This is a genomic window from Nonomuraea sp. NPDC050153 (assembly GCF_044460125.1).
Taxonomy (GTDB): domain Bacteria; phylum Actinomycetota; class Actinomycetes; order Streptosporangiales; family Streptosporangiaceae; genus Nonomuraea.
In genome coordinates this window covers 1-25,196 of the sequence record NZ_JBITJQ010000058.1, presented here as the reverse complement: position 1 = coordinate 25,196, position 25,196 = coordinate 1, and the positions used below count along the sequence as shown (strand labels likewise).

Sequence of the window (25,196 nt, the reverse complement as noted above, 5' to 3'; positions counted from 1 at the left end):
GGCCACGAGCCAGGCACGATGCAGGCACGATGCAGGCACGATGCAGGCGCGGCCGGGCCTTGGCGGAAGCCGGCGAGGCGCCGATCGCGCCCGCTGTCCAGATCCCCAGGGATCAGAGCGTGGTGGTGAATACGGGCATCCAGTTGGGGCGGGGGAGGGCGCCAGTCCAGCCGGTGAGCGGGGTGACCTGCTGCTTGCCGGTCACGTCGATCAGCACCAGACGGTAGCGGGAGTTGTTGGTCGCGCCGTGCTGGGCCCAGGCGATCAGGTGAGTGTCATCGGCCCAGGCCAGCAACTGCATGATCGCGAGACCGCCGCCCGGCTTCAGGAGGGTGGTCGCACCGGAGGCGACGTCCGCGACGAAAGGTGGCGAGCCGAGCCTGCCGCCCATGGCCAACCGCCGGCCGTCGGGGGACAGCCCGGCCGGCTGGTCACTCGACGCCTCCTTGGCGGGGCCGGGACGGGAACGTCCCGTGAGGTCGTAATACTTGCGGGGCGTCTGACGTGCCCCGGTCCACTCCCAGATCAGCGAGCCGTCATGGCTCCAGGACAGATCGTTGCGCAGACCGGCGGAATCCCGGGCGCCGGGCAGGGCGTGGAAGGTGACTTTGCCGCTGTCCACGTCCACGAGGGCGAAGCCGGTCCTGACCTGTCGCGCGTCCGGCTGCGCGGCGGGGTCGGCGAAGAGGCCGGGGACGCGGTCGTACGGCCGCGTGCTGGTCTCCCGCGGTCAGCAGGAACGCCAGGCGCATGAACGCGGGAGAACGCGCCGACACGAATTCGTGGAACTCTCGCCGATCCGCGGAGGTCACCGGCCCTCCACCATGCGGCGCGGCTCGCGCTGAGCGCGTCGGCGCGCTGCACCTGCGGGTGGGTGATCGACCATGGGCACGACCGGTCGTTGCCGCTGCTGCGGGACTTCCTGGGTGCGGGGTGAGCCGACGACCGCGCACGCCGACGTCACCGGACCGGCGACGGCGAGCAGCAGGGTAACCATGCAGGGAGGTTTCACGGCTCCGGGTGCTCCGCTCTTCTGGACAAAAAGTGATAAACCCCGCGTTGGGCGAGCAACCAGGTAGATGCACGTTCCTCACGATTGGTTCTCATAAGGACGCGGCAGGGTGCGGCAATCTTTGCGACCTGCTGCGGATGTTTTCGGCGCGATCAAGAGCCGCGGTGGCTCAGGCCTGTAACGGCCCCAGACTTCGGCAAGCCGGACAAGTCCGTGGTAACGGGGTTCAGCGGTTGTCGTAGTGGTGGCGGGCGGCTTCGATCTCGTCGTTGTGGTCGGTGGCCCACTGGACGAAGGCGTAGGCCGTCTCGCGCATGCCTTCGCCGAGGAGGGTGAGCCCGTATTCGACGCGTGGCGGCATCTCGGGATAGGAGGTGCGGGTGACGAGTCCGTCGCGTTCCAGGTGCCGCAGGGTGAGAGTGAGCATCCGCTGCGAAATGCCGGGGATCTGGTCGTACAGGGCGCCGAAGCGGAAAGGCCCGGCGGCGAGGATGCCGATGACGAGGATGGACCATTTGTCGCCGACCCGATCGAGCGTGTCGCGGATGCCCTGGCCGTTGTCGGGCCATGACGCGCACGGGTGTGGCGGGGTCCGGGCCGCCGCCAGGCGCGGGTCTGGATCTTGGCTTGCGAACATCGATGTGCCTTTTGTACGGGTCGAAACGGCTGCCTATGGTGGAGCTACTTACAAATCGTAACCAATGTGGGGTATCTCCATGTCTTCCACCATCGCCGTCGTCGGTGCCGGGCCGGGTCTGGGCCGGGCGATTGCCCGGCGGTTCGGCGCGGCCGGACATCCGGTCGCGTTGATCTCCCGCAACCGCGACAAGCTCCAGCCGATCGCCGACTCCCTGGCCGCCGAAGGGATCACCGCCGGGGCGTACCCGGCCGACGTCACCGACAGCGCCGGGCTGACCGCCGCGCTGGAGGCCGCCGCCGCCGATCTCGGCCGGATCGGCGTCCTGTCCTACAGTCCCGCCCCCGCCTGGGACCACAGCGCCGGGCCGGTTCCCGACACCGCGGCGATGGGGTTCACCACCGCGCTGGAGACCACGCCCGAGTCGGCCCGCGCCCAGGTCGACCTGATCGTCGGCGGCGCGCTCACCGCCGTCGCGGCGGTCCTGCCCGCGATGCGCAAGGCCGGTGACGGGGCGCTGCTGTTCACCACCGGCGCCTCGGCGATCCTGCCGATCCCGCTGCTCGGCAACGCCGCCATCGCCCAGGCCGGCCTGCGGCACTGGGCAAAGACCATCGAGGGCGATCTGGCCGCCGACGGCGTCTACGTCGGGCACGTGAGCATCGGTGTCGCGATCGTCCCGGGCGGGGGTGAGGGCGATCCCGATGCGATCGCCGAACGCTGGTACCAGCTTGCCCAGGCCCGCGACACCTTCGAGACCACGATCGGTTTCTGATCCGCCGACCTGACCTCTCGCCGGGTCCTGGCGCTTGGAGAACTCCCTGCTCAACGAGGTAGGCGGGCGGTTCGACACACCCCCGGGACGCCGGCTAGCGGGGTTCTGGGGGTTCCGCTTCGATGGCATGGTGAAGGCGCTGGTGAAGATCGTGAGCTTGGCGGAGGTGGACGTTCGCCGTCGTGTGGTCGCCGGTGGATCGGGCCAGATGGGCGAGTTCGGCGTGTGCGTCGGCTTGCCCTTGGACGTGGCTGATCTGGCAGGCGAGGGCGAGCGCGGTGGTGGCGTGCTCGTGGGCGGTTCCCGGAGTGCCTAGACCGCGGTGAACGACGGCCAGGTTGTGGTGGGTGTCGGCTTGGTTCATGACGTCTCCCAGTTCCTGGAACAGGGAGAGGGCCTGGTCCAGGTGGGCTTGAGCGTCTTGGTACCGGCTCAGGTGCTCGTCCAGCATGCCGAGTTGCCGGTGGCAGATGCCGATACCACGGCGTTGCCCGGCCTGCTCGAACAGCCCCATTGCCCGGGTGAGGTGTTCGCGTGCTGTGATGTGGCTGCCTTCCAGGCGGTCGAGGATGCCGAGGTTGGAATGGGCGAATGCCTGTTCCACGAGGTTGTCGCCTGAGGAGGCGACTTCGAAGCAGAAGGTGGCGTGCGCCCGGGCCTGGGCGAGGTTGCCGAGCCACTTGTGGACATTGCAGCTTGAGGCGCCGTCGGGTCCGATGGATCGCGGCGCGGCAAGGCGATCAGCGTGCTGACACTCACCAGACTGGTCATCAGGACCAGCCCGCCGAACAGCCACCAGTTCCACGTCATGGTGAGCAGGTTGGTGAGTCCTCCGGCCGTCACTCCGGCGATCGGACCCAATGCCACAACGACCAGGCGTCCTCGCCGGCGCGCCCGCAATCCGTCTGCCATCGTGAGCACCTCGTGTCGTTGTCGACCGGGGACATGCCTCCAGAGTGCTTCAGTATCAGCGCGAGCAGGACGCATAGCGACGAACGCGTTACCTCGCCGGCCGAGGCTCATGGCCATGCACCCGACGTTTTCCCTGCTCGCGGAGCCGGACGCGCTGCCCGTCCGGTGGGAAGCGGACGGGACGCTCGCCGCGCTGCTGCTCGCCATTGCCGAGGGGCGGGTGGAGCCGCTGGGGATCCAGGTGGATCGGGCCCGGTCCGTGCCGGCGCGGCAGGGCTGGTACGCCGGGGTGCACGCCGCCACCGCCCTTACCGAGCAGGACACGCTCACCCTGCGGCCCCCCAGGACACAGCGGTGTGGCGACCGTCACAAGGATGTCGAGCTGCTCATCGTGCCCGGAGCCACGACTGTCCGGCTACTTCCCGTTGCGTGTCAGCGGCGATGTCAGGACAACGACGGTCCGGTATCAGCGCGGTTGGCGACAGTAGGCGACATGAACGGTTCGGCGACCGCGGCCTCGGGGCTGCGAACCGGGCCACACCGGGGCAGGTCTCGCAAGATCGAACACTGTAGGTGAGGAGATTCATGATGGGACAGAGCAGCGGCGGCTTCTCCGAGGCGGGGCTGCGCAGGCTGCGTGAGGTGCTGGCGCGGCCGGTCGAGTCGGGGAAGATCCCCGGTGTTGTCGCCCTGGTCAGCCGGGGTGGCCAGACGCACGTCGAAGCGCTCGGGACGATGCGCCACGACGGTGGCGCGCCGATGCGGCGGGACACGATCTTCCGGATGGCCTCGACGTCCAAGCCGCTCACGGTCGCACCGGTGATGGTCCTGCTGGATGAGTGCCGGCTGCGGCTGGACGACCCGGTCCAGGAGTGGCTGCCCGAACTGGCCGACCGGCAGGTGCTCAAGCGGCCCGACAGCCCGCTGGACGACACCGTGCCGGCGCGGCGGCCGATCACCGTACGGGACCTGCTGACCTCCACCTTCGGGCTCGGCATGGATCTGACGGCGATGAGCTTTCCGATCATGGGCAAGGTTTTCGAGCTGGAGCTCACCGGCCATGGAGCGCCGGTGCCCGGACCGGACGAGTGGATGCGCCGCCTGGGCACGCTGCCGCTGATGTACCAGCCCGGAGAGCAGTGGCAGTACCACATCAGCATCGATGTGCTGGGCGTGCTCGTCGCGAGGGTCACCGGCCGGCCGTTCGAGACGTTCCTGCGCGAACGCATCCTCGACCCGCTGGGCATGACCGACACCGGCCTGCACGTGCCCGCCGGCAAGATCGACCGGCTGCCGCCCAGCTACGCCCCCGACCCGCAGACCGGAGAGTTCCTCGTGTGGGACGAGGCGGCAGGCGGACTGTACAGCGAACCTCGACAGTTCCAGTCGGCCGCCAATGATGTGGCCTCCACCGTCGACGACTACCACGCCTACTTCCAGATGCTGCTCAACGGCGGGATGCACGGGAACGAACGCATCCTGTCCCGGCCCGCCGTCGAGCTGATGACCACCAACCGCCTCACGCCCGAGCAGAACGCCGCCCGAAACACCCTGGCTCGCGACAACGTCCATGTGTCGTACGGCCAGGGGCTGCACGGCGGCTGGGGCGTGGGGATGGCGGTGCGCACCTACCGGGGCGACTACGCGCCCATCGGCCAGTTCGGCTGGGACGGCGGAACCGGCACCAGCGTCTACGCCGACCCGGCCAACCAGCTCACCGGGATCGTGCTCACCCAGGTCGGGATGTCCACCCCGGATTCACCGCGGGCTATCCACGACTTCTGGACCACGCTCTACCAGGCACTCGACGACTGACCAGGTCGGGTCACCCGACTTCTCCAACAGATTCGAAGGAGCACACCGTCATGTCCATCACCCTGACCGACCAGGACAAGGCCACCCTGCGCACCGCCGCCTACGGCGCCGTCACGCTGCTGTCCGCCGCCGATGCCGCCGGCAAGCCCCACAAGGTCGCCACCGAGGGCTCCATCGCCCTGGCTTCGGCCACCGGCCTGATCGGCCACGTGCTCGCCGAAAAGACCAGGGACATCAACCTGAACGGCAAGTCCGTCGCCGAACTCGCCGACCACGTGCTGCCCGCTCTGACCGCATCCGTCAGCCTGCTCAAGCAGCAGGACCCGGCAGAGGCCGACAACTTCCGCAACACCGTCCTCGTCGCCATCGACGCGGCCGCCCGCACCCACCAGGGCGAGCCCCGCCCCACCCTGGCCGAGATGATCCGCAAGATCACCGAAGCCCTCGACGCCGCTTGATGCCAGGTCGACCCGCGCAGCCACAGCTTGTCACCGGGGTCCTCTCCGGACCCCGGTGACACGGCGACGAGGGCGGGTCAGACGGGGCCGAGCCCCGCCAGGGCGCGTCGCCACCTCGCATGCTCCGCCGGCCGACGCTGATCCCGCCGATCTGGCCGGCGCACCGCACTGAAACGGAAACGCCACATGCCGACGAGCTCCATCACCGCGGCGTACTGCTCGGGGGCGACGACCTCGTCATGTCGCCGCTTCCATGAGAAGCCCACCGCCGCGCCAGGCCACCCTCGAACCGGAACGGGACCGGTTTGACCAGGCCGGTGCCAAGATTGGAGGCTAGCTCGCATGATCTTCACCAAGGCCGAACTCGACTATCTGGCCGGCCAACCCCTCGGCCGCCTGGCCACCGTCTCCCCGACCGGCCAGGTCCAGAACAACCCCGTGAACTTCTTCGTGGACGCCGCCGCCGGCACGATCACGATTGGCGGCGGCGCGCTGGGAGCCACCAAGAAGTTCAGGAACGTCCAGCAGGGCAGCACCGCCTCGCTCGTCGTGGACGACCTCGCCGCAACGGACCCGTGGACGCCGCGCGGCATCGAGATCCGCGGTTCGGCGGTTGCCCTGACGGACCACGAGCCGCCGCTCCCGGGGCTGGCCCGGCAGATCATCACGATCGCGCCCACCCAGATCATCTCGTGGGGCCTGGACGGCCCCAGGTCGAGCCGCAAGGTCTGAAAGCACGCGCTTGAGAAGGGCAGGTGTTGCCGGCTACGACCTCGAAGGCCCGCGATCAGCCAGGGGTATCCAGCCCTTTGCGATCGAGCGCTGCCCGGATCTGGCCGAGCCACTCTGTGCCCAGCCGGCGTCCGTTCGGGAGTTGGTCGCCTCGATCCCAGCGCCACGCTGTGATCATCGCCAGCATGAGGATCCGGCACTCGCGCAGCAGGTCTTGATCGACACCCGGATAGTGCTCGCTGACTTCTTCGGGCGCATGGGCGAGGTCGAATTCGACAGGCCCACGGCAACACGTCTCGAAATCTATGAACAGCAGCCCGTTCTTCGTGGTGAGCACGTTGCCCGGGTGCGGCTCGCCGTGCAGCAGCTGCTCGGCGCTCCCGCGCTCGCCGATGGCTCGTCTCAGGCTTCGTAACGTGTCGCCGAGCAGCTCCCGGTCGGCGTCGGCGAGTGCCGGAGTGCGGTCGCGGTTGGCCACGAGTCGTTGAGCCTGCTCGACCCGGTCCGTGAAGTGCGGCGTCGGGACATCGAGCTCGCGCATGCCGGCATGCAGTCGCTCGAGCGCATTCGCGTAGTCGGCTGGTGAGGCCTCTTGAGGTGTCACGGGTTCGTAGTAGGTCCACAGCGTGACCACGAACCCGTCATGCTCATAGACGCGCGGCTCCACCCGAGGCTCGAGAGCAGCCACAGGGCACCCGGATTCGGCGAGCCGCTGAGCAAGCTCGACCTCGAACTGTGCGACCTGATGCGCTACAGGCGCCACCCGGGCCAGGACGTCGCAAGGCAGCAGACGCAGCGTGAGCTTGTTCGAGTCATGAAGAACGATCACGTCGTCGACTGTCAGGCCAAGTGATGAGGCAGTCGACCTGGCCGCGGCCACCGCACGCGGGACCTCTGACGCCTGCATCGTCGCCTGGCCCCTCTCCCTCAAGCGCCGCCATACTCTGCAAACGGTGCAACCCGGGCACCATACCAAGTTGTCGACGGAGAGCCGTGGTAGCGCGACGGAAACGGTGATCTGCCGGCGCGGGTGCGGGTTGCGCCCACTCGGCCGATGAGTTTCGCCTCGCCGCGTCGTCTGCATGTTGGGAACATCCTTCCGCGCCTGCGGGAGGCCCGAGATGGGATGACAAGGAGCGTGCACACCGTGGACCAGGAGAACGTGAGCGCCACCCTGGCTCTCGCCGTGCCCGCCGCGAGGGTGTTCGCGGTGCTGGCGGACCCGACGACCCATTCTGCGATCGATGGCACCGGCTGGGTCCAGGAAGCTGTCAACCAGGCGCCGCTGACCGAGGTGGGGCAGATTTTCCGGATGGACATGTATCACGCCAACCATCCGGACGGTGACTACCGGGTGGTCAACAAGGTCCAGGCGCTCGACCCGCCGCGCGCCATCGGCTGGCTGACGGGGTACGAGAAGAGCGACGGTCATCTGGAGTTCGGCGGCTGGATCTGGCGTTACGACCTTGCGCCGCTCGGTCCGTCCGAGACCGAGGTCACGCTCACCTACGACTGGTCGGCGGTGCCGCAGTCCATCCGGGAGTACATCCAGTTCCCGCCGTTCGGCCCTGAACATCTCACGAACTCGCTGCACCACCTGGCTGAGCTGGTCCGCGGTAGGTGATGTAGTCGACGGGGTGCGCCGGCGCGATGCCCGACGCTTGCTGGGTGGTGGGCACAGCGCTCGGTAAGCGAGTGCCAGGTTCGGGCTGCGGGGCTTCCCGGTGCGGGGCAGGTCGATGTTGACGGCGCGACGCAGGGCACACAATCAACGTGTCATCGGCTCTGCCGGCGACTGGCGAACCAACGCGACGGGTAAGTCACGGCCCGAATACTCCAAACTCCGCCGACTCTAATGAGGTCAGGCGACAAATGCCGTAACAAAATTGATCTGCCACGGCATTTGTCGTTCACCTGCTCGAGCGGCCGAGAGTGATTTCGACTCAATCACCGATCACGGTCCTAAGGGATGCCCTCGGTCTCCAGGGAGGGCGTCGTCGCCGAACTCTTCCCCGGGCGGGCGTTCTCACCCTGGTCCGTACCCGTGCGCTACGGCTACCAACCGTGGTGGCCATGCCTGTCGTGCTCGAACTTCTTGTCGTGCTCGGACTCGTCGTGCTCGAACTTCTTCTCGTGCTCGGACTCGTCGTGCTCGAACTTCTTGTCGTGCTCGAACCTGTCGCGGTCGAACTTCTTGTCGTGCTCGAACTTCTTGTCGTGATCGAACTTGAGGTGGTCGATCTTGACGTGGTCGAACTTGAAGCGATCGGACTTCTTGTCGCGGTCGAACTTCTTCTCGTGCTCGGACTCGTCGTGCTCGAACTTCTTGTCGTGCTCGAACCTGTCGCGGTCGAACTTCTTGTCGTGCTCGAACCTGTCGTGCTCGAACTTCTTGTCGCGGTCGAACTTTCGGTCGTGGTCGAACTTCTTGTGGTCGAACCTCTTGTGGTCGAACTTCTTGTCGTGGTCGGACTTGTCGTCATGACCCCACCAGAGGACGTCGCACACGCCCCACTCGTCCGAGCAGCCCATGGCTGAGTTGGGCTGGAGGGGGGTGGTGCTCGCGCTCGCCACTGCCTGGCCCAGCGGAACGAACAGGAGGCCGGCGGCCGCAGCGGCCAGCGGGAGCTTCGCGATACGCCTGTAGCGCGGCGTCAGCAAATGCCGAATTTCAGTATTCACGTGCTCTCGTTTCCATTCATGGATAAATCGACGCGAAATCTGACACCCGCATCGAAGCAGGCATTCAGACGGAAGCGTACATACCCACAAGGAATATCTCATTCACCTCAATGAACCCAAACAACCCGTCAAATCCGATACCTTTCAGAGAGGTGTCGTCGAACAAAGATTTTGGTGTTCTTTGCATGTCGTGAGACATGTCACGACACTCGTTCCGGCCCATTGGCATTCGGCGACACGCGGCGAGGAAGAGCCGGCCGGCAGTTCGGTAAGCAGCTTGTCCCACGTGGCCACTCGCACGTATCTGTGAGCGCAAGTTTGAACCTCGCGCCTGCCGCCGGGTCGTTTTCGTCGCGTCCAGTTGTCTGCGAGGCACGCCGGCCGTCTACGGCCGATCGTTCGTTGCAGGAAAAATGACCTGATTGTGGATCGCGGGCGGCGAAGATCTCGGCGGCAATGGTGACGCACTCGCCGCAGATCGACATCGTGCGATGTGGGTCGGTGCAGTCGCAGAACGAGTGACCCGCTCGGATCGCGGCGGTCGAACGCTACGTAGCGCTCAGTGACGAATAAGGCCGTTCGTGAGTCGGCATCGGCCGGCCCGGCAGTCCTGCAGACCTTCCATGGCGGCGTGTCGGGCCCTGGTCAGTTCGGCGATCTTGGCGTCGAGCCGGTGCACCACTGCCTCCAGCCGCCACCGCTGGCTGTCGCAGGTGGCACCGCCCTGGTCGTGAGCGGTCAGGGCGTCGCTGACTTCGTCGAGGGTGAAGCCCAGTTCCTGCAGGGCCTTGGCCATCTGGATGCGCTCCACCGCCGCGGCGTCGAAGACGCGATACCCCGAGGGCCGACGCTCGGCGGCGGGAAGGATGCCGCGCCGCTCGTAGAAGCGGACCGTGTCCACGCTGACCCCGGCCTCGCGGGCAACCTGTCCGATTTTCACCGCCCCCGAAACTGGGACTGCGCGGTCAGAGACGACGACACCGCCCGCGCCATCCTGGAGGAGTACTACCGACTGCCCGACGCTGCCACTCAAAGCCCCGACGAGTTGGAGAAGCACCTGGCCGCCAAGGGCCTGCGCTCGTTCTCCTCGAACGCCGATCCGCCGTCCTCCGTGCGGATAATTCTCGTGAAGCGCATCAATTCACTCCGATGAACTGGTGGTCGGTGCGGATCCGGCCATCGCCGTCCAGGGAGAGGATGTCCAGGCCGCCGCCGACGGGCTGTCCCGTGTGGGTGGACACCATCGACCACCGGACGCCGAGCACGTTGGGCAGCAGGAGGGACGCCGCTTCGGCGCACTCGAAGACGTGTTCGCCCGATGCGACGAACATCTCGTAAGCCCGGGTCACCCTGGCGTTCAAGGCGTCGTGACCCCGGACCTCAAGCGGCGGCACCGGAAACGCCAGCCCCGCGGCGGCCTCCCGGATCTCCTGTGGCGGGTCGACCAGCACCTGGACCCCGTCGAACGCCCACACTTCGCGGATGAGCGCGGCCCGCGCCGCCGGATCGGGTTCGTTCCACTGGGCGACGTATCGGTCGGCGCATTGCTTGATATCGAGTGGGTTGCTCATGCACAGCAGTGTGCGGACGCCGGCGGGGTAGCGCGATTCCCCGCAGGGAATCGCGCCGCTGCCGACGCCCGGCGGAACCTGATCAGTTCCCGGGTGAGCTGCGGCCCCGGCCCGCTACGAACGCTCCCGGTCCCGCAGCATCGCCAGGGCCTTCTCGATCCGCCGTACGCGCGTCTCGGGCTTCTTCGCGTTTTCGACAGCGAGCACGTGCTCGCGCTTGTGGCTGTAGGCCAGGCGGTCGTAGGCAGCGCGCGCGACCGGGTCGGCGTCCAGGGCGCGGGCGAAGTCCGCGGGCTCGACCACAACAGGAGGCTCGGCATCGAATTCCACCTCGACCTCGACCTCGTCGCCGGTCACGACGCCGGCGGCTTGCCGGTTGGCCTTGCTCAGGCCGAGCAGGTAGCGGCCGCGCATGATGGCGACCCTGCTTTTCCACGAATGCCCGTTGATCGTGATGGTCACCCTCGGCCGCTTGCCTCCGCCGAGCGCCTCCACGACTTCTTCGGGAACTTCGAGCCCCCTCATGGGCTCCACAGGCTCGACGTAGGCTCGAAACTTCATGATCTGCTCCCGCTGTCCTGCCGGCTCACTGTGGATCCAGCCCGCCCCGCCCACGCTATCGCCGTGCCCTGGATGCCCGCGGCAACGGTGATCAGGCACCGCGGCTGGCCGTCCCGGGCCCTGGTCTCGCATCGGCATGGGTGGTCGGTCAATCGGCCTGCTGCAATGCGAGTGCCAGGACCACCTGCCGCGGCTCGGTGAATTGCAGCACATTGCCGGAGGGATCCAGGAAGGCGCAGTCGCGGACACCGTCAGGCTGGTCGATCGGTTCTTGCATCACTTCGGCGCCGGCGGCCTCGATGTGCTCGAAGGTGGCGTCGCAGTTGCCGGTCTCGAAGGCAAGACGACCCAGCAGGCCCTTGGCCATCAGGTCCTCGATCGCCTGCCGGTCAGCCGGTAAGACACCCGGGTCCGCGGCGCGGGATTCGAGGAAAATCTGCACGTCCGGCTGTGACGGCAGGCCGAGGCTCACCCGCCGCGCCCCCTCGGGTTCGGCGTCGTCGCGTACCTCGAAGCCGAGCACGTCACGGTAGAAGCCGAGCGCCTCCTCGACGTCATGGACAGCGAGAGAGCAGGACGAGAGCCTGAGATCCATGCCGGTCGACGCCGCTCCTTGGCGCCGGCGGGGAAGGAAGACGATGTCGAGGTCGCGGATCCGGTCCGGGTCGGCGTCGATGGCGATGTGGGTGATCTTCCCGTCGCCGATGGTGAACGAGAAGACGGCCTTCGGCCGGCCCCGATGCGACCAGACGGCCGCCGGAACGCCGTCGACCAGGGCGAGCCGGGCGGCCTGAGCCCGTCCGGCGAAGAAGGCCGCCACCGCGTGGTCGCCGCGGACCTCGCCGACCACGGCGTCCGGATCGAGCAGTCCGAGCAGGGCGGCGAAATCCCCGCTCCGGGAGGCGGCCAGGAAGGCCGCGACGATTTCCCGCTTTGCCGACCGCGCGGCATCGGACGCCCCGGCCGCTCCTTGCACCCGGCGCCGGGCCCGGCTGGCCAGTTGCCGGGTTGCCGCCGGAGAGCGGTCGATGATGGCGCTGATCTCGCCGAACGACACAGCGAACACGTCATGCAGGACGAACGCGAGCCGCTCGGCGGGAGCCAGCGTGTCCAGCACCACCATCAGCGCGACACCGACCGAATCGGCCAGCAGCGCCTCGTTCTCGGGGTCGGACTCGCCGGTCGGGTGGACACCCGCGTGCGGCACGGCCGGCTCGGGCGGCAGCGCCCCGGCCGACTCCTCACGCCGGGTCCGGCGTGCTTCGAGCATGTTCAGGCAGACGCGGGCGACGACTGTGGTCAGCCACCCGGCCGGATTCTCCACCTGGCCGGTGTCGGCGCGGCTGACCCGCAGCCATGCCTCCTGCACCGCGTCCTCGGCCTCGCCGGGTGAGCCGAGCATCCGGTACGCCACCGCGTGCAAGCGGTCGTGGTGTTCGGCGAATCGCTCGCTCACCCAGTCCTGCTCGGCCATCTGTCACATTCCTCCGTTTCGGCGGTCATATCAATTGACCGGCGCACTCACGCCGATGTGACATCCGGGTCCGGCCAGGACGTCACACCTGCCGGTTCAGGCAGCACCCACATCGCAAGCAGTACAAGGAGACACGGCATGAAAGCGAACGTCAGCTCGATCCTCCTCGGCGTCCGGGACCTGGACCGGGCCAAGCGGTTCTACACGGATGGGCTCGGCTGGACGGTCAAGCACGACTACGGCGTCTCGGTGTTCTTCGAATCGGACGGAGGCTCGCTCGTCGGCTTCTACAGCCGGGAAGGTCTGGCCGCCCAGGTGGGCACAAGCCCGGAAGGCAGCGGCTTCAGCGGGCTGGTCCTCACCTACGTCGTCCGCGGTGAGGCACGGGTCGACGAGATCATCGCGGAGGCGGAGAAGGCCGGCGCCACGATCCTCAAGCCCGCCGGCGCCCTGCCGTGGGGCGGGTACGGCGGCTCCTTCGCGGACCTGGACGGCTACATCTGGAGTCTCGGCTACAGCGCCCAGGCAACGGACCAGCCCTACGCGGAGTAGCCGCCAGAGTGACGCGGCCATCGCCGCGCGTCGTCGGACGAGGTCTTCGCGCCGCTCCGGCCCTTGGCCCGCGGGCGCGGCGCGGACCTTGCCGCCGCCGTCGTTCCAGGCCGTGACGTCCTCGGCCAGCAGGTGGGCCAGCGTGGTCAGGTCGCCGCTCCGCGCGGCGTCGAGAAAGCGTCCACCAACTCGGCGTGCTCGGCGCCGGAGGGGTGGAAGCGGTCGCGGCCTGCTGTCAGCTTCCCGGCGGCGCGGTGGTGGTGCTGGCGGCAGGTGGCGACGGGGGTGTCGATGATGTACGCGATGTCGTCGTAGGGGAGGTCGAAGGCTTCAGGAGCCGCCATCCCAAGGGCGCCAGGGCCAGCCACATGCACAGGACCGCGAACGGCATGAGGGCCTGGCGGCTGGGTCCGTCCAGCACTTCGTAGCTGACGAACAGGACGAGGGTGGCCAGCACGAGTGCCAAGGTCGTCGTGCTGATCCGCTTCAGGATGGCCAGTTGGATGATCAGGGCCAGGAACCCAAGGTAGACAAGCTGGGTGCCGAATCCGTACAGGATCGGCTCGGCTCCCGGGATGCCGCGGATCTGCTGGTCCAGGGCCTTCAACTGCGCGTGGTCGTCGGTGGCGGACAGGACGTACAGGTCGACGAGCATCTCGGCGATCGAGGCGGCAACGCTGATCAGGGCCACCGCCAGACTCACCCTGGCGAGGATCTGCCCGGCACCGTGGCTCCGGACCCGGCGAAACAGTTCGACGCAGGCGACGGCCAGCAGCACGAAGCCGATGAGCCACACCGAATGCGCGATCGTCGACCATGGCTCGACTCCTTCGTTGCCGCCGAACCTCATGAACGTCCAGCCGCCGATCTGCCCCACCGGCGCCAGGATGAGTGACCACCCGGCGAGGGTTCGCCAGGTCGTCGGGTCGGATGGGCCGCGGCGCAGCAGTTCACGTCCTACCGGCAGGAAGGCCAGCCACAGAATCAGCGCCGATCCGGCCTGCGCCAGTCGCAACGGGATCTCCACCAGCAGCTCGGCGCCGTTGACCAGCACCGCCACGGTCACCAGGGTCGCGAAGAGTGCGGTGGCCCTGCCTTGCGTCGCGAGGTGTATCGCCTGCACGACCAGTGCCAGGAACAGCAGCGCCGGCCCGACGTCGTAGACGGCCGGCTGCACCCCGGGCAGGGCGTGGATCTGGCCGCTCAGGGCCCGCATGTCGGTGCGGTTGTCGGTGGAGAAGCCCACCACCAGATCGATCACCATCTGGATGAGCAGGCAGCCCGCGCCGATGACACCGGCGATCAGCGTGCCGGTGGCCAGTGTCCGCCCTCCCGGGGTGGTGTCCCTGGCTCGTCGATACAGCTCGACGCAGACGATCGCGTACATGACGTTGTTGACGACCCAGGCGATGTGGGCCAGGGTCCAGCCGGGTTCCTGGCCGCCGGTACCGCCCAGGCGCATCGAAGCCCAGCCGACCAGGACCGACAGCGGTGCGGTGACGAAGGACAGCCCGGCGATTCGTTTCCAGCTCATGGGCGCCGACCCTAACGTTACAGAATTTTTTCTGCAAGTTTTTCTCTGCAGGAAGTTTTCTGCACGACGGTCCCGGTGCGGCTAAGCTGGTCAAATGTCAACCGACCCGGTCATGCACACCCCGGCGGCGATGAAGGCACTCGCCAGCCCGCTGCGGCGAGAGATCCTCAGGCACCTCGCCAATCACGGCCCGGCCACCTCCACCACGCTGGCCAAGGCCATGGGTCAGAACACCGGGACGACCAGCTACCACCTGCGGATGCTGTCCGACACCGGTTTCGTGACCGAGCTGCGCGACCGCGCCAAAGGGCGCGAACGCTGGTGGGATGTCGTCAAAGCCGACCGGCGGATGCCCGCCCGCGAAGAGCTGACCGACGCCGAACAAGACCTCGCCGAGCGGCTGGGTGACTCCAAACTCGCCGAGGACCTGCGGATGCTGTCCGCCTTCGCCCGCAACCGGGACGAGGCCAGCGACTGGCAGCAGGGCTCCCGCTCCAGCACCTTCATGACCAAGGCACAGCTCAAGGAGTTCCACGAGGAGTACCTCAAGCTGGTGCACCGCTTCGGCGCCGACCGCGACCACGCACCCGCCGACGCCCGAATGATCCTGCTGCGCTGGATCGGCTTCCCCGACCCCCGCGGCTCCTGATCCCCTCCACCGCGGCGTGCCCGGAGCGTCCGGAAGGTTGGCCACCATGCTCGACCACGCTGGGCACGGTACGGGTCGCAGGTCAGCCGCGGGTGTCGAGCGGGACGTCCACCGAGAGGTGCGAGGACAGGGCGCGGAGGAAGTCCGGGGCGTCGAAGACCGCGCCCGCGGAGACGACGCCGGTGGTCCTGGTCCGGCCGGTGAGGATGCGGTCGACGGCCTCCACCGCGAGCGGCGCGCTGATGGCGTAGATGTCCTGACCGGTGGCGGCCACGCGGCGTTCCGCGCCGCCCGAGCGGACCAGGACGTCGACGACGAAGGTCTGCGCGGAGCGGCCGAGCTCGTCGACGGCGGTCAATGCCGAGGCGTCACCGGCGGACAGGTCCGCGGCCGCCTTGGCGGCCATGTACGTGCGTACCTCCGGGATGGCCAGGTGGCTGGGAACGGTGACGACGTCGGCCATGGTGAACTCGCCGATGACGCTCTGGGGGCCGAGCGGAGCCGGGAAGGGCCACTCCAGGGTCGGCAGGGCGTCATCGTGGTACTCCAGCCGGCCGCCGGCGTAACGGACACGGCGGCCGCCCCGCCGCTGCCCGGAGACCGTGCCCGAAGCGAGCGTCCCGGCGGTGGGGTGCCAGCTGCTCAGGCCGTAGGCGATGTGCGCCTCGTCCGCCGCCGTCCAGTCGCCCATCGCGGTGGTGACCAGCAGGTCGCCGAGGCCGCCGTAGAAGGCCATCGCCGGGAGCACCACGGTGCCCGCGGCGCGGGCGCGCTCCGCGAAGTTCGTGAACGTGTCGACGTTCGCCTCGATCTCGGCCGCCACGTCGACGTACGGGATGCCGGCGCGCAGCGCCGCCTCGACCAGCGGGGCGGCGGTCGTGGCGAAGGGGCCGGCGCAGTTGACCACGGCGGCCGCGCCGTCCAGGGCGCGGTCGAGCGAGGCCGGATCGTCGACCGACGCCTGCCGCGTCTCGAGCCCCGGCTGGGCCTGCGCCAGCGCCAGCAGCTTGTCCTGGTCGCGGCCGAGGAGCAGCGGGACATATCCGCGCTCGCGCAACTCCGCGACCACGAACCGCCCGGTGTGCCCGTAAGCGCCGAACACCGCCACGTTCCGACCCGATCCCATACCCGCTCCCACGTGCTCGAAGTGTTTCACTACGGAAATCCTGTCCTTTTCGGGCCGCCGATACCAGTGTCCGGAACGACATGACCCGTACAATTCCCGACATGAGCCTTTTCCCGCGCTCCGTCGCGGTCGCCGCCACCGACGGGATGCTGCACTTCGAGCTGTCCCTGGCCTACGAGGTGTTCGGCTCCGCCCCGGACGCCCTGCCGGGCCCCTGGTACGACGTCAGCGTGTGCGGCACGCACGCCGTCCGGGTCGGCCGGTTCCTGCTGGAGCCGGACTGCGGGCTCGACCGGCTGGCGCGCTCCGACACCGTGATCGTCCCCGCCTTGGCGGACGTCGACGTGGACCCGCCGGCCGACCTGGTCGAGGCGGTGCGCGCGGCCCACGAGTCGGGCGCGCGGGTGGTCTCCCTGTGTACGGGCGTGTTCGTGCTCGCCGCCGCCGGGTTGCTGGACGGGCTGCGCGCGACCACGCACTGGGCCCACACCGAGGAACTGGCCGCGCGCTATCCCCAGGTGAACGTCGACCCCGATGTGCTCTACGTCGACAACGGCAGCGTTCTCACGTCCGCGGGCAAGGCCGCGGCGATGGACCTGTGCCTGCATCTGGTACGCCGCGACCACGGCTCGGCGGTCGCCAACGTGGTCGCCCGCCGCCTGGTCGTGCCGCCGCACCGGGCCGGCGGCCAGGCCCAGTTCGTCACCACGCCGGTGCCCGCCCAGGACGGCCATCCTCTGGCCGAGCTGCTCGCCTGGGTGATGCGGCGGCTGGACCAGCCGCTCACCGTGGAGGACCTCGCCCGCCAGGCGAACATGAGCTCGCGCCACCTGGCCCGCCACTTCCGCTCGGTAGCCGGCACCACCCCGTTGCAGTGGCTGCTGACGCAGCGGATCCGCCGCGCGCAGGAGCTGCTGGAGACCACGGACGACAGCGTCGACACGATCGCGTCGGCCGCGGGCATGGGCACGGCGACGACACTGCGCCGCCACTTCCACCGCACGATCGGCGTACCGCCGGACGCCTACCGCCGGACGTTCCGCACGTGAGACCGCGGTCCTCGCCGGGCCGGCCATCGCGCTGAGCCGCGACCGGGCGACCGACCCCGACGTGGCGCACGAGCACTGCGCCTGGGCGCAGCTCACCGAGGCGGGTGACCCGCTGGTGCGCCGAGCCGTGGACGACGGCGCGCCGGCACCGGGCGTGACCATCACCGATGTCACGCCGGTGACTCAGGGACGCATGGCTCGCGCCCGAGGAGCGCTCTCTGAGGAAGGCTCCTCAATGGCGTCCACCGCGAGCGCGACGGCCAGTCCGGTGACGGCGAGGGCGAGGGCGGGCACGATCGCCAGGCGTGGCGCGGCGACCAGCAGCGGCGTGGCCTCGCTCACCATGCCGCCCCAGTCGGTCTCCGGTGGCGGCAGCCCGATGCCGAGGAAGCTCAGCGAGGTGACGGCGATCAGCGTCCTGGCGAAGTCCGCGGTGGCGACGGTCAGGACGGGGCCGGCGATGTGCGGTCCGACGGTACGCCGGAGCAGGTAGAACGGGGTGGCGCCGATGGCCCGCGCGGCCAGGACGTAGTCGGAGGAGGCCACCCGCCGGGTCGCCGTGTGGGCGACGAGGCCGCAGTTGACCCAGCCGAGCGGTACGAGGGCGGCCAGGACGGTGACGTACCCGGGCGGCAGCACGCCGGCCAGCGCGAGCGCCAGCGTGAGTCCGGGCAGGGCGAGTGCCGTGGTGGCGGCCAGCCGCAGCAGCCGGTCGGGCAGGCCGCCGGCGAGCCCCGCCGCGGTGCCGAACAGCGTGCCGAGGATCGTGGTGATCGTCGTGATCGCCAGCGCGAACAGCAGCGAGATGCGGCCGGCCGCGGCGGTTCTGGTCAGGAGGTCGCGGCCGAGCTGGTCGGTGCCGAACCAGTGTTCCGTGCTCGGCGGCAGGAGAGCGCGCTCCAGGTCGGGTCGGTACGGGTCGTACCCGGACAGCATGGGAGCGAGCAGGCAGAACAGGACGACCAGGGCGAGCAGCGCGGCGCCGGCGCGGCCGGTCATCGGCGGCGCACCCGCGGGTCGCAGGCCGCCAGGCAGAGCTCGACCAGGGCCAGGACCAGCACGGTCGTGACCGCGGTGACCAGCACGTACGCCTGCACGACGGGCAGGTCCCGCTGCCTGATCGCCGACACCGCGAGCTGTCCCACACCCGGCCAGGAGAACAGCGTCTCGACCACCACCGCCCCGGCCAGCAGTTCCGCGAGCACCGTACCGGCTGCCGTGATGGCGTTCGGCGCGGCCAGGCGGAGCGCGTGCACCATGATCGCGCGCCGGGGGCGCAGCCCCTTGGCTGTGGCGAGTTTGACGAACGGCAGCCGTAAGGCCTGGGCCAGGTCGGCCCGGAGCAGCCGCAGCAGCGTCGCGGCGCCCGCCAGGCCGAGGGTGAGGGCGGGCAGCACCACGGCGCCGGGGCTGTCCGCGCCGCCCGTGGGCAGCGCGCGCAGACCGACCGCGACGACGCTGATCAGCAGGATCCCCACGATGTAGGGCGGGACGCCGGCGAGGGCCACCGTCACGAGCGCGACGGCGCGGCTGTCGGGCGCCCCCGGCCTGAAGGCGGCCCTGACGGAGGCGAGCACGGCGAGTACGACCGCGACCACCGCCGCCGCTCCCGCCAGCCGCAGGGTCGCCGGAACCCGCGAGAGGATCTCGGCGGCGACGGGGGAGCGGTCGGCGTAGGACTGTCCGAGGTCGCCGCGCAGCACGGCGAGCAGCCACCGCAGATACCGGGTGAACAGCGGCCGGTCGAGACCGAGTTCGGCGCGCAGCGCCGCCACGCTGCGCGCCGTCGGCTGGATGCCGCCGCGCCGCAGGATCTCCTCGGCCGGATCGCCCGGCGCCAGCGAGGTGAGCAGGAAGACCAGCACTGACAGGCCCAGCAGCACGAGCAGGAGTTCGGCGGCGCGCCGCAGGACGGTGGCCGTCACCTCAGGGGGGCCAGCCTGCCGAGGTCGACCACGTACGCCACGCTCTGCGCCACCCCGCCGACCTTACTCGTCGTCACGATGGGATTGTCCTGGTACGCGAGCGGGATCATCGGGCGGTCGGCGGCGAGCAGCCGCTGGACCCGGTGGTAGAGGTCGCGCCGACGGGCCGGGTCCGTCTGCTCGGCGGCCTGGTCGATCAGGTCGTCGAACTCGGGGTTGCGGTAGCCGAGCCGGCGCTCGACGTTCCAGGAGGCGTCGGAGCGCAGGAACCGGCGGAACAGGTAGTCGGCGTCGCCGTTGGGCACGCTGTAGGCGCTGAGGAAGAGGTCGTAGTCCCCGGCCTCCATCACGGACTTGGTGGCCTCGGCCACGGTCACCTTCGCGGGCAGGCCCGCCTGCTCCAGTGCGGCGCGCAGCACCTCGGCGATGTCGGTGTAGGGGAACTGGCCGGTCTCGGCCGAGGAGATGAGGATGGAGACGGGCTTGGCGGGCGCGCCCGCGGCGGTGACCAGCTCACGAGCCTTGCCCGGGTCGTAGCGCACGGTCGGCCCGGGCTCGGCGAGGTCGCCGAAGACCGGTGACAGGAACCCGGCGCCCGCCACGGCCGTGCCGGCGAGGAGTTTGCCGGCGATGGCCTGCCGATCGATCGCCAGGTCGGCCGCCTCGCGCAGGCGGGGATCGGCGAACGGCTCCCGCGAGGCGTTGAAGGTCAGGTAGTGCGTCAGCACCGAGGGGCTGCGGACGACCCGGAAGCCGCTAGCGACCGCCGCGACCTGCCCCGGCAGCAGCGCGCCCTTGTCGATCAGCCCGTCCACCTCGCCGGCGCGCAACGCCGCGACCCGCGCGTTGGCGTCCGGGATCACCCTGACCACGATCTTCTTGTAGGCGGGGGCGGCGCCGTGGTAATGCGGGTTGGCGGCCAGCTCGGCCCGCTGTCCCTTGACCCAGTTCACCAGCGTGTACGGCCCCGTCCCCACCGGCTTGCCGGCGAAGTCGCCCGAGGGTGTGAACGCCTTCGGAGACTGGATCATGCTGTAGAAGCCCGCCAGCCTGCTCGGCAGGTCGGCCACCGGCCGCTCCAGGACGAACGTCACCTTGCCGCCCTCGGCCCGGACCTCGCCGAGCCTGCCGTAGGCCGCCTCCATGCCGGCGTCGAGGCTGAAGAACGCCGACTGGCGGGGCGCGATCCGCAGGAACCGCCTGATGTTGGCGACCACCGACTCGGCGGTCAGCGGCGTCCCGTCGCTGAACCGTACGCCGTCGCGCAGCGTGAACGTCCAGCGCCGCCCCCGGTCCACGCTTTCCCAGCCGGTGGCCAGCGCGGGAACGGGCCGCAGCTTGTCGTCCACGGTCACCAGGGGTTCCCACACCCGTAACGTCTGGTGCGTGTAGTACGGATCCGCGGGACCGGCGACGAGGTCGCGCGGGGCGGCCAGGGTCAGTTGGCGGTCGTTCCGGCCCGGCGGTTCCTGGCCGCCGCACCCCGCGAGGAGCATTCCCAAGAGCGTCGCCAGCATGATCGCGGCTCGTTTCCGCATCCCATCTCCGATCCAGAGGCTCGTGTCCAGGCGCCCGTTGCCGGGGCAGGGCTCCTCTGACGATCGCGGATCTCGCCCCGATCGGAAATGAACCTGCGCGGCAGGGGCGGGTTGGGCATAGGACCCCTCATTGCCGAAACGAAAATCGTTTTCGCTATCATGGCACATCGGAGAGGCTGCGGACCCGGCGGACCCGGCGGACCCGGGGGATCAGGCGATCGTCTGGTAGGCGGTGGTCCAGAAGTCCTTGTGCAGGCGGGGCGTGTGGACGGAGTCCATCGCGCTCTGCGTCAGCAGGATGCCGACCAGGTCCTCGGCCGGGTCGGCGTACGCGGTGGTGCCCAGGCCGCCGTCCCAGCCGAACTGGCCCGGGGAGGCCAGGTCGCGGCGGTGGGTACGGACCGCCATGCCGAAGCCGTACCCGCCGTGCCGGCCGAAGTGGTCGCCGAAGGCGTCCTTCTCGGTCTTCTGTCCCGGCGTCAGGTGGTCCGTCGTCATCAGCTCGACCGAGGCCCGGGACAGGACGCGCGTGCCGCCGTGGGTGCCCTTGTTCAGGAGCATGCGGTAGAAGGCGTGGTAGTCGTCGACGGTCGAGACCAGTCCGTCGCCGCCGGCCGGGAAGATCGGCGGCTTGCCGTACTTGCCGCCGGCGGCCTCGTCCCAGACGATGAGCCGCCCGTCGCCGGGGTCGTGGGCGTAGCTGGTGGGCAGGCGGTGGATCCGGTCGGCGGGCACGTGGAAGCCGGTGTCCTTCATGCCGAGCGGGGCGAACAGCCGCTCGCGCAGGAACTCCTCCAGCGGCTGCCCGCTGACCCGGGCGATGAGGACGCCGAGCACGTCCGAGCCGACGTGGTACTGCCACAGCTCGCCCGGCTGGCGCATGAGCGGCAGCGTGCCGAGCCGGCGGATCCACTCGTCCGGTCCGAAGTCCGGTGCGGTGGTGTCCAGGCCGAGTTCGCGGATGGCGGTCTGGATGGGGTAGGTGTCCGGCGCCGCCAGGACGACGCCGAAGCCGAAGGTGAAGGTCAGCAGGTCGCGTACGGTGATCGGCCGGGTGGCGGGGACGGTGTCGTCCACCGGGGCGTCGATGCTCCTGAGCACCTGCCGGTCGGCCAGTTCGGGCAGCCATTCGTCGACGGGGTCGTCCAGCCGCAGCCGGCACTCCTCGGCCAGGATCATCACCCCGGTGGCGGTGATCGGCTTCGTGAGCGACGCCATGCGGAAGAGGGTGTCGCGCCGCATCGGCTCGGCGCCGCCCGCGTGCAGCGTCCCCATGGTCTCGACGTGCGTCTCGTCACCCCGGCCGACCAGCGCGACCAGGCCGGGTACGGCGCCCGACTCGACGTGCGCGGCCAGCACCCGCCGCATCCGGTCCAGCCCCGCCTGCGACAGGCCGGGTCGCTCGCGCTCTTCCCACTGGCCCCAGGCGTCCTTCGTGTCCCAGCTGGTGAACTTCGACATTGCTCCACATCCTTTGCGTAGTCAGTTCTTGATCAAGGCGGCCTCTGTCGCCATGCGCACACTGTACTCATGCGCGAACGTTGTACGCAACTCGGCAGCTCGCAGTGCCGGCGGGCGTGGTGCGCGAGGGCCCGGTCACCGCGGCCCGGCCCGCACGACGGCCGCAGGAAGCTGATGAGCGCCGCTCCCGCCGCGACCGACGTCAGGAGCTCGTGAGGACGACGAGCCGCTGGGTCGCCCGGGTCATCGCGACATACCGGTCGACCGCTCCCTCGATGCCCGCGCCGAACGCCTCCGGATCGATGAGGACCACCAGGTCGAACTCAAGCCCCTTCGACAACTCCGGGGTCAGCGACCGGACGCGGGACGTCGACCGGAACGTGGGGTCGCCGATGACGCAGGCGATCCCGTCGGCATGCTCGGCGAGCCAGGTGTCGAGGATCGAGCCCAGATCCGAAACGGATCCGCGCACGACGGGGATGCCGCTGCCGCGGATGGAGGTCGGCACGTTGGCGTCCGGGAGCGCGGCCCGGATGACCGGCTCGGCTTCCGCCATGACCTCCTCCGGCGTCCGGTAGTTGATGCTCAAGGAGGCCAGGTTGATCCGGTCGAGCCCGATCCGTTCGAGCCGTTCCCGCCACGACTCCGTGAACCCGTGCCTGGCCTGGGCACGGTCCCCGACGATCGTGAAGCTCCTGGACGGGCAGCGCAGCAGCAACATCTGCCACTCCGCGTCGGTCAGCTCCTGCGCCTCGTCCACGACGATGTGCGCGAACGGGCCGGCGAGCAGGTCGGGGGCGGTGCCGGGCGGCGCGGTGTCGTCGACCAGGGCGTCTTGCAGGTCGCGCCCGCGCAGCATCGTCACCGCGCCTTCACCGTCGTCGTCGGCCTCGAGCAGGTCGTCGACGACCCTGGCCAGGCGCTCGCGTTCGGCGGCGACGGAGGCGTCATGCCGGCGCTTGCGCCGCGCCGCCTCCGGGTCGCCGAGTCGCTGCCGGGCCGCGTCCAGGAGCGGAAGGTCGGACACCGTCCAGGCCTGGGCGTCCGCCCGCTGCAACCGCTTGACCTCGTCGGGGCTGAGCCAGGGGGCGCACATCCGCAGGTAGGCGGGTACGGACCACAGGTCGCCGACCAGGTCGGCCGCCTCGATCAGCGGCCACGCGCGGTTGAAGGTGGTGAGCAGCTCCCTGTTCTGCAGCAGCGACCTGCGCAGCAGGTCAGGCGAGAGGTCCTCGTCGTCATGCTTGTCCGCCAGGATCGTGAGCAGTTCCTCCCAGATCCGGTCGCGTGCCTCGTTGTGCGGAGTGCCGGGTTCCGGGGCCTCGAACGCCTCGGCCCAATCGTCGGGGCTCAGCCAGATGTCGGACCAGTGGGTCGTGACCGTCATCCCCTTGGTGGGCGGGTTCTCGTAGAACCTGACGGCCGGCTCGATCGCCTTCACCAGGTCCGCGGACGACTTCAGGCGGGCCACGTCCGGGTCGGGCTCGATCGCCGCCGTGGCTCCCTCGGAGACGAGGTCCCGCAGGGTGCAGGTCTGCACGCCCTCCTCGCCGAGGCTGGGGAGGACGTCGGAGACATAGGCCAGGTACGGCTGGTGCGGGCCGACGAACAGCACGCCGCCCCGGTTGTGACCCAGGCGAGGATCGGAATAGAGGAGGTACGCCGAGCGGTGCAGGGCGACGACGGTCTTCCCCGTACCCGGACCGCCGTCGACGACCAGAGCGCCGCCGGAGCCCGCGCGGATGATGGCGTCCTGGTCGGCCTGGATGGTGCCGAGCACGTCGCGCATCCGTCCCGACCGGTTGCCGCCCAGGCTGGCGATGAAGGCGGACTGGTCGTCGAGCGCGGCGTGCCCTTCGAACCCGTCCGGCGTGAACACCTCGTCCCAGTAGTCGCTGACCCGGGCGCGGGTCCAGCGATACCTTCGGCGGCTGGCCAGCCCCATCGGGTTGGCGTGGGTCGCGCCGAAGAACGGCTCGGCTGCGGGGGAGCGCCAGTCGATCAGCAGCCGGCGGCCCGTGCTGTCCGTGAGGCCGAGCCGCCCGACGTACACGGGCTCGGGGTCGTCCGCGCTGACCATGCGTCCGAGGCACAGGTCCAGCCCGAAGCGGCGCAGCGCACGCAGGCGAGCGGTCAGCCGGTGGATCTCCAGGTCCCGGTCCAGCGCCTGCCGGCCTTTGCCGCCGGGCGCCTTGCGCTCGGCGTCGAGGCGCTCGGACAGCTCGGCGATCGACTGGTCGAGGCTCTCCGCGATGGCCGCGAAGTGCCGCTCGTCGCCGGCGATCAGCGCCGGGTCGGCCTTGGGGGACAGGTGGCCGGGAAGGTCAAACGCGCTGGTGGTCAGCGGGTTCACGTCATCAGCTCCGATCTGGGGTCGCACTGCGACCGTTACGCGTGGCAAGGCTTCAGGACCTGCGTGACGGGTCTCGGCTGATCGTGTCCAGCAGCAGCTCGGCGGCCACCACCGCCGGCCCCGCGAGCGCCACCGTCGGCTCGACGTCCCCGCGCGACCCGTACGTCGACAACCACACGCGCATTCAGCGCCCCCCATTTCCGCAGGCCCTGGCCTCGGCCGACGATTCTGCGGCATCACCCGGGTCTTGCCGCAAGCCCCCCGGTGCGCTATACGTTAAGAAGGGAAAGACATCCCAGGAGCTTAGATGTCAAGCCGTGAGCACTTCGGCACGATGCGACCAAGCGGTTGCTTCGTTGTAGAGGGTGCGAGTCTTCAGG

At 69.6% G+C, this 25,196-nt stretch carries 26 protein-coding genes; 9 read left to right on the top strand and 17 right to left on the bottom strand.

Annotation, left to right across the window (positions count from 1 at the left end; genetic code table 11):
- Positions 1-112 precede the first annotated feature (112 nt).
- Together ACIBQ1_RS59485 and ACIBQ1_RS59480 are read right to left on the bottom strand one after the other, a co-directional pair.
- Entirely contained in the window at positions 113-622 is a 510-nt protein-coding gene (locus tag ACIBQ1_RS59485; RefSeq protein WP_397292230.1) for a hypothetical protein, read from the bottom strand.
- 616 nt (positions 623-1,238) lie between these two features.
- Positions 1,239-1,649, bottom strand: a complete 411-nt coding sequence (locus tag ACIBQ1_RS59480; RefSeq protein WP_397292228.1) for a winged helix-turn-helix transcriptional regulator — start codon at positions 1,647-1,649, stop codon at positions 1,239-1,241.
- Positions 1,650-1,728: 79 nt separating this feature from the next.
- Here ACIBQ1_RS59480 and ACIBQ1_RS59475 point away from each other — a divergent pair, with 79 nt between their 5' ends.
- The gene (locus ACIBQ1_RS59475; RefSeq protein ID WP_397292227.1) at positions 1,729-2,424 is read left to right on the top strand and encodes an SDR family NAD(P)-dependent oxidoreductase; all 696 of its coding nucleotides are present in this window, start codon (positions 1,729-1,731) and stop codon (positions 2,422-2,424) included.
- A gap of 94 nt (positions 2,425-2,518) precedes the next feature.
- Here ACIBQ1_RS59475 and ACIBQ1_RS59470 read toward each other — a convergent pair whose 3' ends face one another.
- Positions 2,519-3,229 (bottom strand): tetratricopeptide repeat protein, encoded by a 711-nt coding sequence (locus ACIBQ1_RS59470; RefSeq protein ID WP_397292225.1) that lies wholly within the window; start codon positions 3,227-3,229, stop codon positions 2,519-2,521.
- 222 nt (positions 3,230-3,451) lie between these two features.
- Between ACIBQ1_RS59470 and ACIBQ1_RS59465 the strand changes: the two genes are divergently transcribed.
- The 4 genes from ACIBQ1_RS59465 (at position 3,452) to ACIBQ1_RS59450 (ending at position 6,341) form a co-directional block, all read left to right on the top strand.
- On the top strand, positions 3,452-3,913 hold the full coding sequence (locus ACIBQ1_RS59465; protein ID WP_397292224.1) for a hypothetical protein: 462 nt from the start codon (positions 3,452-3,454) through the stop codon (positions 3,911-3,913).
- An 8-nt stretch (positions 3,914-3,921) separates the two neighbouring features.
- Entirely contained in the window at positions 3,922-5,151 is a 1,230-nt protein-coding gene (locus ACIBQ1_RS59460; RefSeq protein WP_397292223.1) for a serine hydrolase domain-containing protein, read from the top strand.
- A 50-nt stretch (positions 5,152-5,201) separates the two neighbouring features.
- On the top strand, positions 5,202-5,609 hold the full coding sequence (locus tag ACIBQ1_RS59455; protein ID WP_397292221.1) for a hypothetical protein: 408 nt from the start codon (positions 5,202-5,204) through the stop codon (positions 5,607-5,609).
- 342 nt (positions 5,610-5,951) lie between these two features.
- Positions 5,952-6,341: a PPOX class F420-dependent oxidoreductase gene (locus tag ACIBQ1_RS59450; RefSeq protein ID WP_397292220.1), complete on the top strand. Its 390-nt coding sequence runs from the start codon at positions 5,952-5,954 to the stop codon at positions 6,339-6,341.
- A 55-nt stretch (positions 6,342-6,396) separates the two neighbouring features.
- Here the strand turns inward: ACIBQ1_RS59450 and ACIBQ1_RS59445 are convergent, their stop codons facing one another.
- Positions 6,397-7,170, bottom strand: a complete 774-nt coding sequence (locus tag ACIBQ1_RS59445; protein ID WP_397292218.1) for a phosphotransferase enzyme family protein — start codon at positions 7,168-7,170, stop codon at positions 6,397-6,399.
- Positions 7,171-7,479: 309 nt separating this feature from the next.
- Here ACIBQ1_RS59445 and ACIBQ1_RS59440 point away from each other — a divergent pair, with 309 nt between their 5' ends.
- Positions 7,480-7,965 (top strand): hypothetical protein, encoded by a 486-nt coding sequence (locus ACIBQ1_RS59440; protein WP_397292217.1) that lies wholly within the window; start codon positions 7,480-7,482, stop codon positions 7,963-7,965.
- A 431-nt stretch (positions 7,966-8,396) separates the two neighbouring features.
- Here ACIBQ1_RS59440 and ACIBQ1_RS59435 read toward each other — a convergent pair whose 3' ends face one another.
- The 5 genes from ACIBQ1_RS59435 to ACIBQ1_RS59415 all read right to left on the bottom strand — a co-directional run bounded on the left by ACIBQ1_RS59435 (position 8,397) and on the right by ACIBQ1_RS59415 (position 12,629).
- Positions 8,397-9,023 (bottom strand): hypothetical protein, encoded by a 627-nt coding sequence (locus ACIBQ1_RS59435; protein ID WP_397292216.1) that lies wholly within the window; start codon positions 9,021-9,023, stop codon positions 8,397-8,399.
- A 559-nt stretch (positions 9,024-9,582) separates the two neighbouring features.
- Complete coding sequence (locus ACIBQ1_RS59430) at positions 9,583-9,963, bottom strand: MerR family transcriptional regulator (protein WP_397292250.1); 381 nt, start codon at positions 9,961-9,963, stop codon at positions 9,583-9,585.
- Positions 9,964-10,159: 196 nt separating this feature from the next.
- Complete coding sequence (locus ACIBQ1_RS59425; RefSeq protein ID WP_397292214.1) at positions 10,160-10,594, bottom strand: hypothetical protein; 435 nt, start codon at positions 10,592-10,594, stop codon at positions 10,160-10,162.
- Between the two features lie 114 nt (positions 10,595-10,708).
- Positions 10,709-11,155 carry a YdeI/OmpD-associated family protein gene (locus ACIBQ1_RS59420; protein WP_397292213.1) on the bottom strand — a complete coding sequence of 149 codons (447 nt, stop codon included), beginning with the start codon at positions 11,153-11,155 and terminating at the stop codon, positions 10,709-10,711.
- Between the two features lie 148 nt (positions 11,156-11,303).
- Positions 11,304-12,629, bottom strand: a complete 1,326-nt coding sequence (locus ACIBQ1_RS59415) for a sigma-70 family RNA polymerase sigma factor (protein WP_397292212.1) — start codon at positions 12,627-12,629, stop codon at positions 11,304-11,306.
- Between the two features lie 138 nt (positions 12,630-12,767).
- Between ACIBQ1_RS59415 and ACIBQ1_RS59410 the strand changes: the two genes are divergently transcribed.
- Positions 12,768-13,181, top strand: a complete 414-nt coding sequence (locus tag ACIBQ1_RS59410; protein WP_397292211.1) for a VOC family protein — start codon at positions 12,768-12,770, stop codon at positions 13,179-13,181.
- A gap of 235 nt (positions 13,182-13,416) precedes the next feature.
- Here the strand turns inward: ACIBQ1_RS59410 and ACIBQ1_RS59405 are convergent, their stop codons facing one another.
- The gene (locus ACIBQ1_RS59405) at positions 13,417-14,715 is read right to left on the bottom strand and encodes a hypothetical protein (RefSeq protein WP_397292210.1); all 1,299 of its coding nucleotides are present in this window, start codon (positions 14,713-14,715) and stop codon (positions 13,417-13,419) included.
- A 94-nt stretch (positions 14,716-14,809) separates the two neighbouring features.
- Here ACIBQ1_RS59405 and ACIBQ1_RS59400 point away from each other — a divergent pair, with 94 nt between their 5' ends.
- Positions 14,810-15,364 carry an ArsR/SmtB family transcription factor gene (locus ACIBQ1_RS59400; RefSeq protein ID WP_397292208.1) on the top strand — a complete coding sequence of 185 codons (555 nt, stop codon included), beginning with the start codon at positions 14,810-14,812 and terminating at the stop codon, positions 15,362-15,364.
- A gap of 82 nt (positions 15,365-15,446) precedes the next feature.
- Here ACIBQ1_RS59400 and ACIBQ1_RS59395 read toward each other — a convergent pair whose 3' ends face one another.
- A complete protein-coding gene (locus tag ACIBQ1_RS59395; RefSeq protein WP_397292207.1) occupies positions 15,447-16,490 on the bottom strand; it encodes a saccharopine dehydrogenase family protein in 1,044 nt (347 codons plus the stop codon).
- Between the two features lie 101 nt (positions 16,491-16,591).
- Between ACIBQ1_RS59395 and ACIBQ1_RS59390 the strand changes: the two genes are divergently transcribed.
- Positions 16,592-17,539, top strand: coding sequence for a helix-turn-helix domain-containing protein (locus tag ACIBQ1_RS59390; RefSeq protein ID WP_397292205.1), 948 nt, complete (start codon positions 16,592-16,594; stop codon positions 17,537-17,539).
- A gap of 183 nt (positions 17,540-17,722) precedes the next feature.
- On the opposite strand, the gene ACIBQ1_RS59385 is transcribed toward ACIBQ1_RS59390, so the two are convergent.
- The 6 genes from ACIBQ1_RS59385 to ACIBQ1_RS59360 form a co-directional block, all read right to left on the bottom strand.
- The gene (locus tag ACIBQ1_RS59385) at positions 17,723-18,538 is read right to left on the bottom strand and encodes an ABC transporter permease (protein ID WP_397292204.1); all 816 of its coding nucleotides are present in this window, start codon (positions 18,536-18,538) and stop codon (positions 17,723-17,725) included.
- Entirely contained in the window at positions 18,535-19,464 is a 930-nt protein-coding gene (locus tag ACIBQ1_RS59380; protein ID WP_397292203.1) for an ABC transporter permease, read from the bottom strand. The genes ACIBQ1_RS59385 and ACIBQ1_RS59380 overlap by 4 nt, the downstream gene beginning before the upstream one ends.
- Positions 19,461-21,002, bottom strand: a complete 1,542-nt coding sequence (locus ACIBQ1_RS59375; protein WP_397292201.1) for an ABC transporter substrate-binding protein — start codon at positions 21,000-21,002, stop codon at positions 19,461-19,463. The genes ACIBQ1_RS59380 and ACIBQ1_RS59375 overlap by 4 nt, the downstream gene beginning before the upstream one ends.
- A 210-nt stretch (positions 21,003-21,212) precedes the next feature.
- A complete protein-coding gene (locus ACIBQ1_RS59370) occupies positions 21,213-22,463 on the bottom strand; it encodes a serine hydrolase domain-containing protein (protein ID WP_397292200.1) in 1,251 nt (416 codons plus the stop codon).
- Positions 22,464-22,665: 202 nt separating this feature from the next.
- Positions 22,666-24,816 (bottom strand): RNA polymerase recycling motor ATPase HelR, encoded by a 2,151-nt coding sequence (gene helR / locus ACIBQ1_RS59365; protein WP_397292199.1) that lies wholly within the window; start codon positions 24,814-24,816, stop codon positions 22,666-22,668.
- A gap of 52 nt (positions 24,817-24,868) precedes the next feature.
- Positions 24,869-25,000 carry a hypothetical protein gene (locus tag ACIBQ1_RS59360; RefSeq protein WP_397292197.1) on the bottom strand — a complete coding sequence of 44 codons (132 nt, stop codon included), beginning with the start codon at positions 24,998-25,000 and terminating at the stop codon, positions 24,869-24,871.
- Between the last annotated feature and the right edge of the window lie 196 nt (positions 25,001-25,196).

Coding starts and splice junctions, on each gene's coding strand:
- ACIBQ1_RS59390 (WP_397292205.1), top strand. CDS start 16,592: ATGAGCCTTTTCCCGCGCTCCGTCGCGGTCGCCGCCACCGACGGGATG.
- ACIBQ1_RS59450 (WP_397292220.1), top strand. CDS start 5,952: ATGATCTTCACCAAGGCCGAACTCGACTATCTGGCCGGCCAACCCCTC.
- ACIBQ1_RS59465 (WP_397292224.1), top strand. CDS start 3,452: ATGCACCCGACGTTTTCCCTGCTCGCGGAGCCGGACGCGCTGCCCGTC.
- ACIBQ1_RS59460 (WP_397292223.1), top strand. CDS start 3,922: ATGATGGGACAGAGCAGCGGCGGCTTCTCCGAGGCGGGGCTGCGCAGG.
- ACIBQ1_RS59415 (WP_397292212.1), bottom strand. CDS start 12,629: ATGGCCGAGCAGGACTGGGTGAGCGAGCGATTCGCCGAACACCACGAC.
- ACIBQ1_RS59425 (WP_397292214.1), bottom strand. CDS start 10,594: ATGAGCAACCCACTCGATATCAAGCAATGCGCCGACCGATACGTCGCC.
- ACIBQ1_RS59420 (WP_397292213.1), bottom strand. CDS start 11,155: ATGAAGTTTCGAGCCTACGTCGAGCCTGTGGAGCCCATGAGGGGGCTC.
- ACIBQ1_RS59480 (WP_397292228.1), bottom strand. CDS start 1,649: ATGTTCGCAAGCCAAGATCCAGACCCGCGCCTGGCGGCGGCCCGGACC.
- ACIBQ1_RS59375 (WP_397292201.1), bottom strand. CDS start 21,002: ATGCGGAAACGAGCCGCGATCATGCTGGCGACGCTCTTGGGAATGCTC.
- ACIBQ1_RS59405 (WP_397292210.1), bottom strand. CDS start 14,715: ATGAGCTGGAAACGAATCGCCGGGCTGTCCTTCGTCACCGCACCGCTG.
- ACIBQ1_RS59385 (WP_397292204.1), bottom strand. CDS start 18,538: ATGACCGGCCGCGCCGGCGCCGCGCTGCTCGCCCTGGTCGTCCTGTTC.
- ACIBQ1_RS59410 (WP_397292211.1), top strand. CDS start 12,768: ATGAAAGCGAACGTCAGCTCGATCCTCCTCGGCGTCCGGGACCTGGAC.
- ACIBQ1_RS59400 (WP_397292208.1), top strand. CDS start 14,810: ATGTCAACCGACCCGGTCATGCACACCCCGGCGGCGATGAAGGCACTC.
- ACIBQ1_RS59395 (WP_397292207.1), bottom strand. CDS start 16,490: ATGGGATCGGGTCGGAACGTGGCGGTGTTCGGCGCTTACGGGCACACC.
- ACIBQ1_RS59475 (WP_397292227.1), top strand. CDS start 1,729: ATGTCTTCCACCATCGCCGTCGTCGGTGCCGGGCCGGGTCTGGGCCGG.
- ACIBQ1_RS59370 (WP_397292200.1), bottom strand. CDS start 22,463: ATGTCGAAGTTCACCAGCTGGGACACGAAGGACGCCTGGGGCCAGTGG.
- ACIBQ1_RS59360 (WP_397292197.1), bottom strand. CDS start 25,000: ATGCGCGTGTGGTTGTCGACGTACGGGTCGCGCGGGGACGTCGAGCCG.
- ACIBQ1_RS59455 (WP_397292221.1), top strand. CDS start 5,202: ATGTCCATCACCCTGACCGACCAGGACAAGGCCACCCTGCGCACCGCC.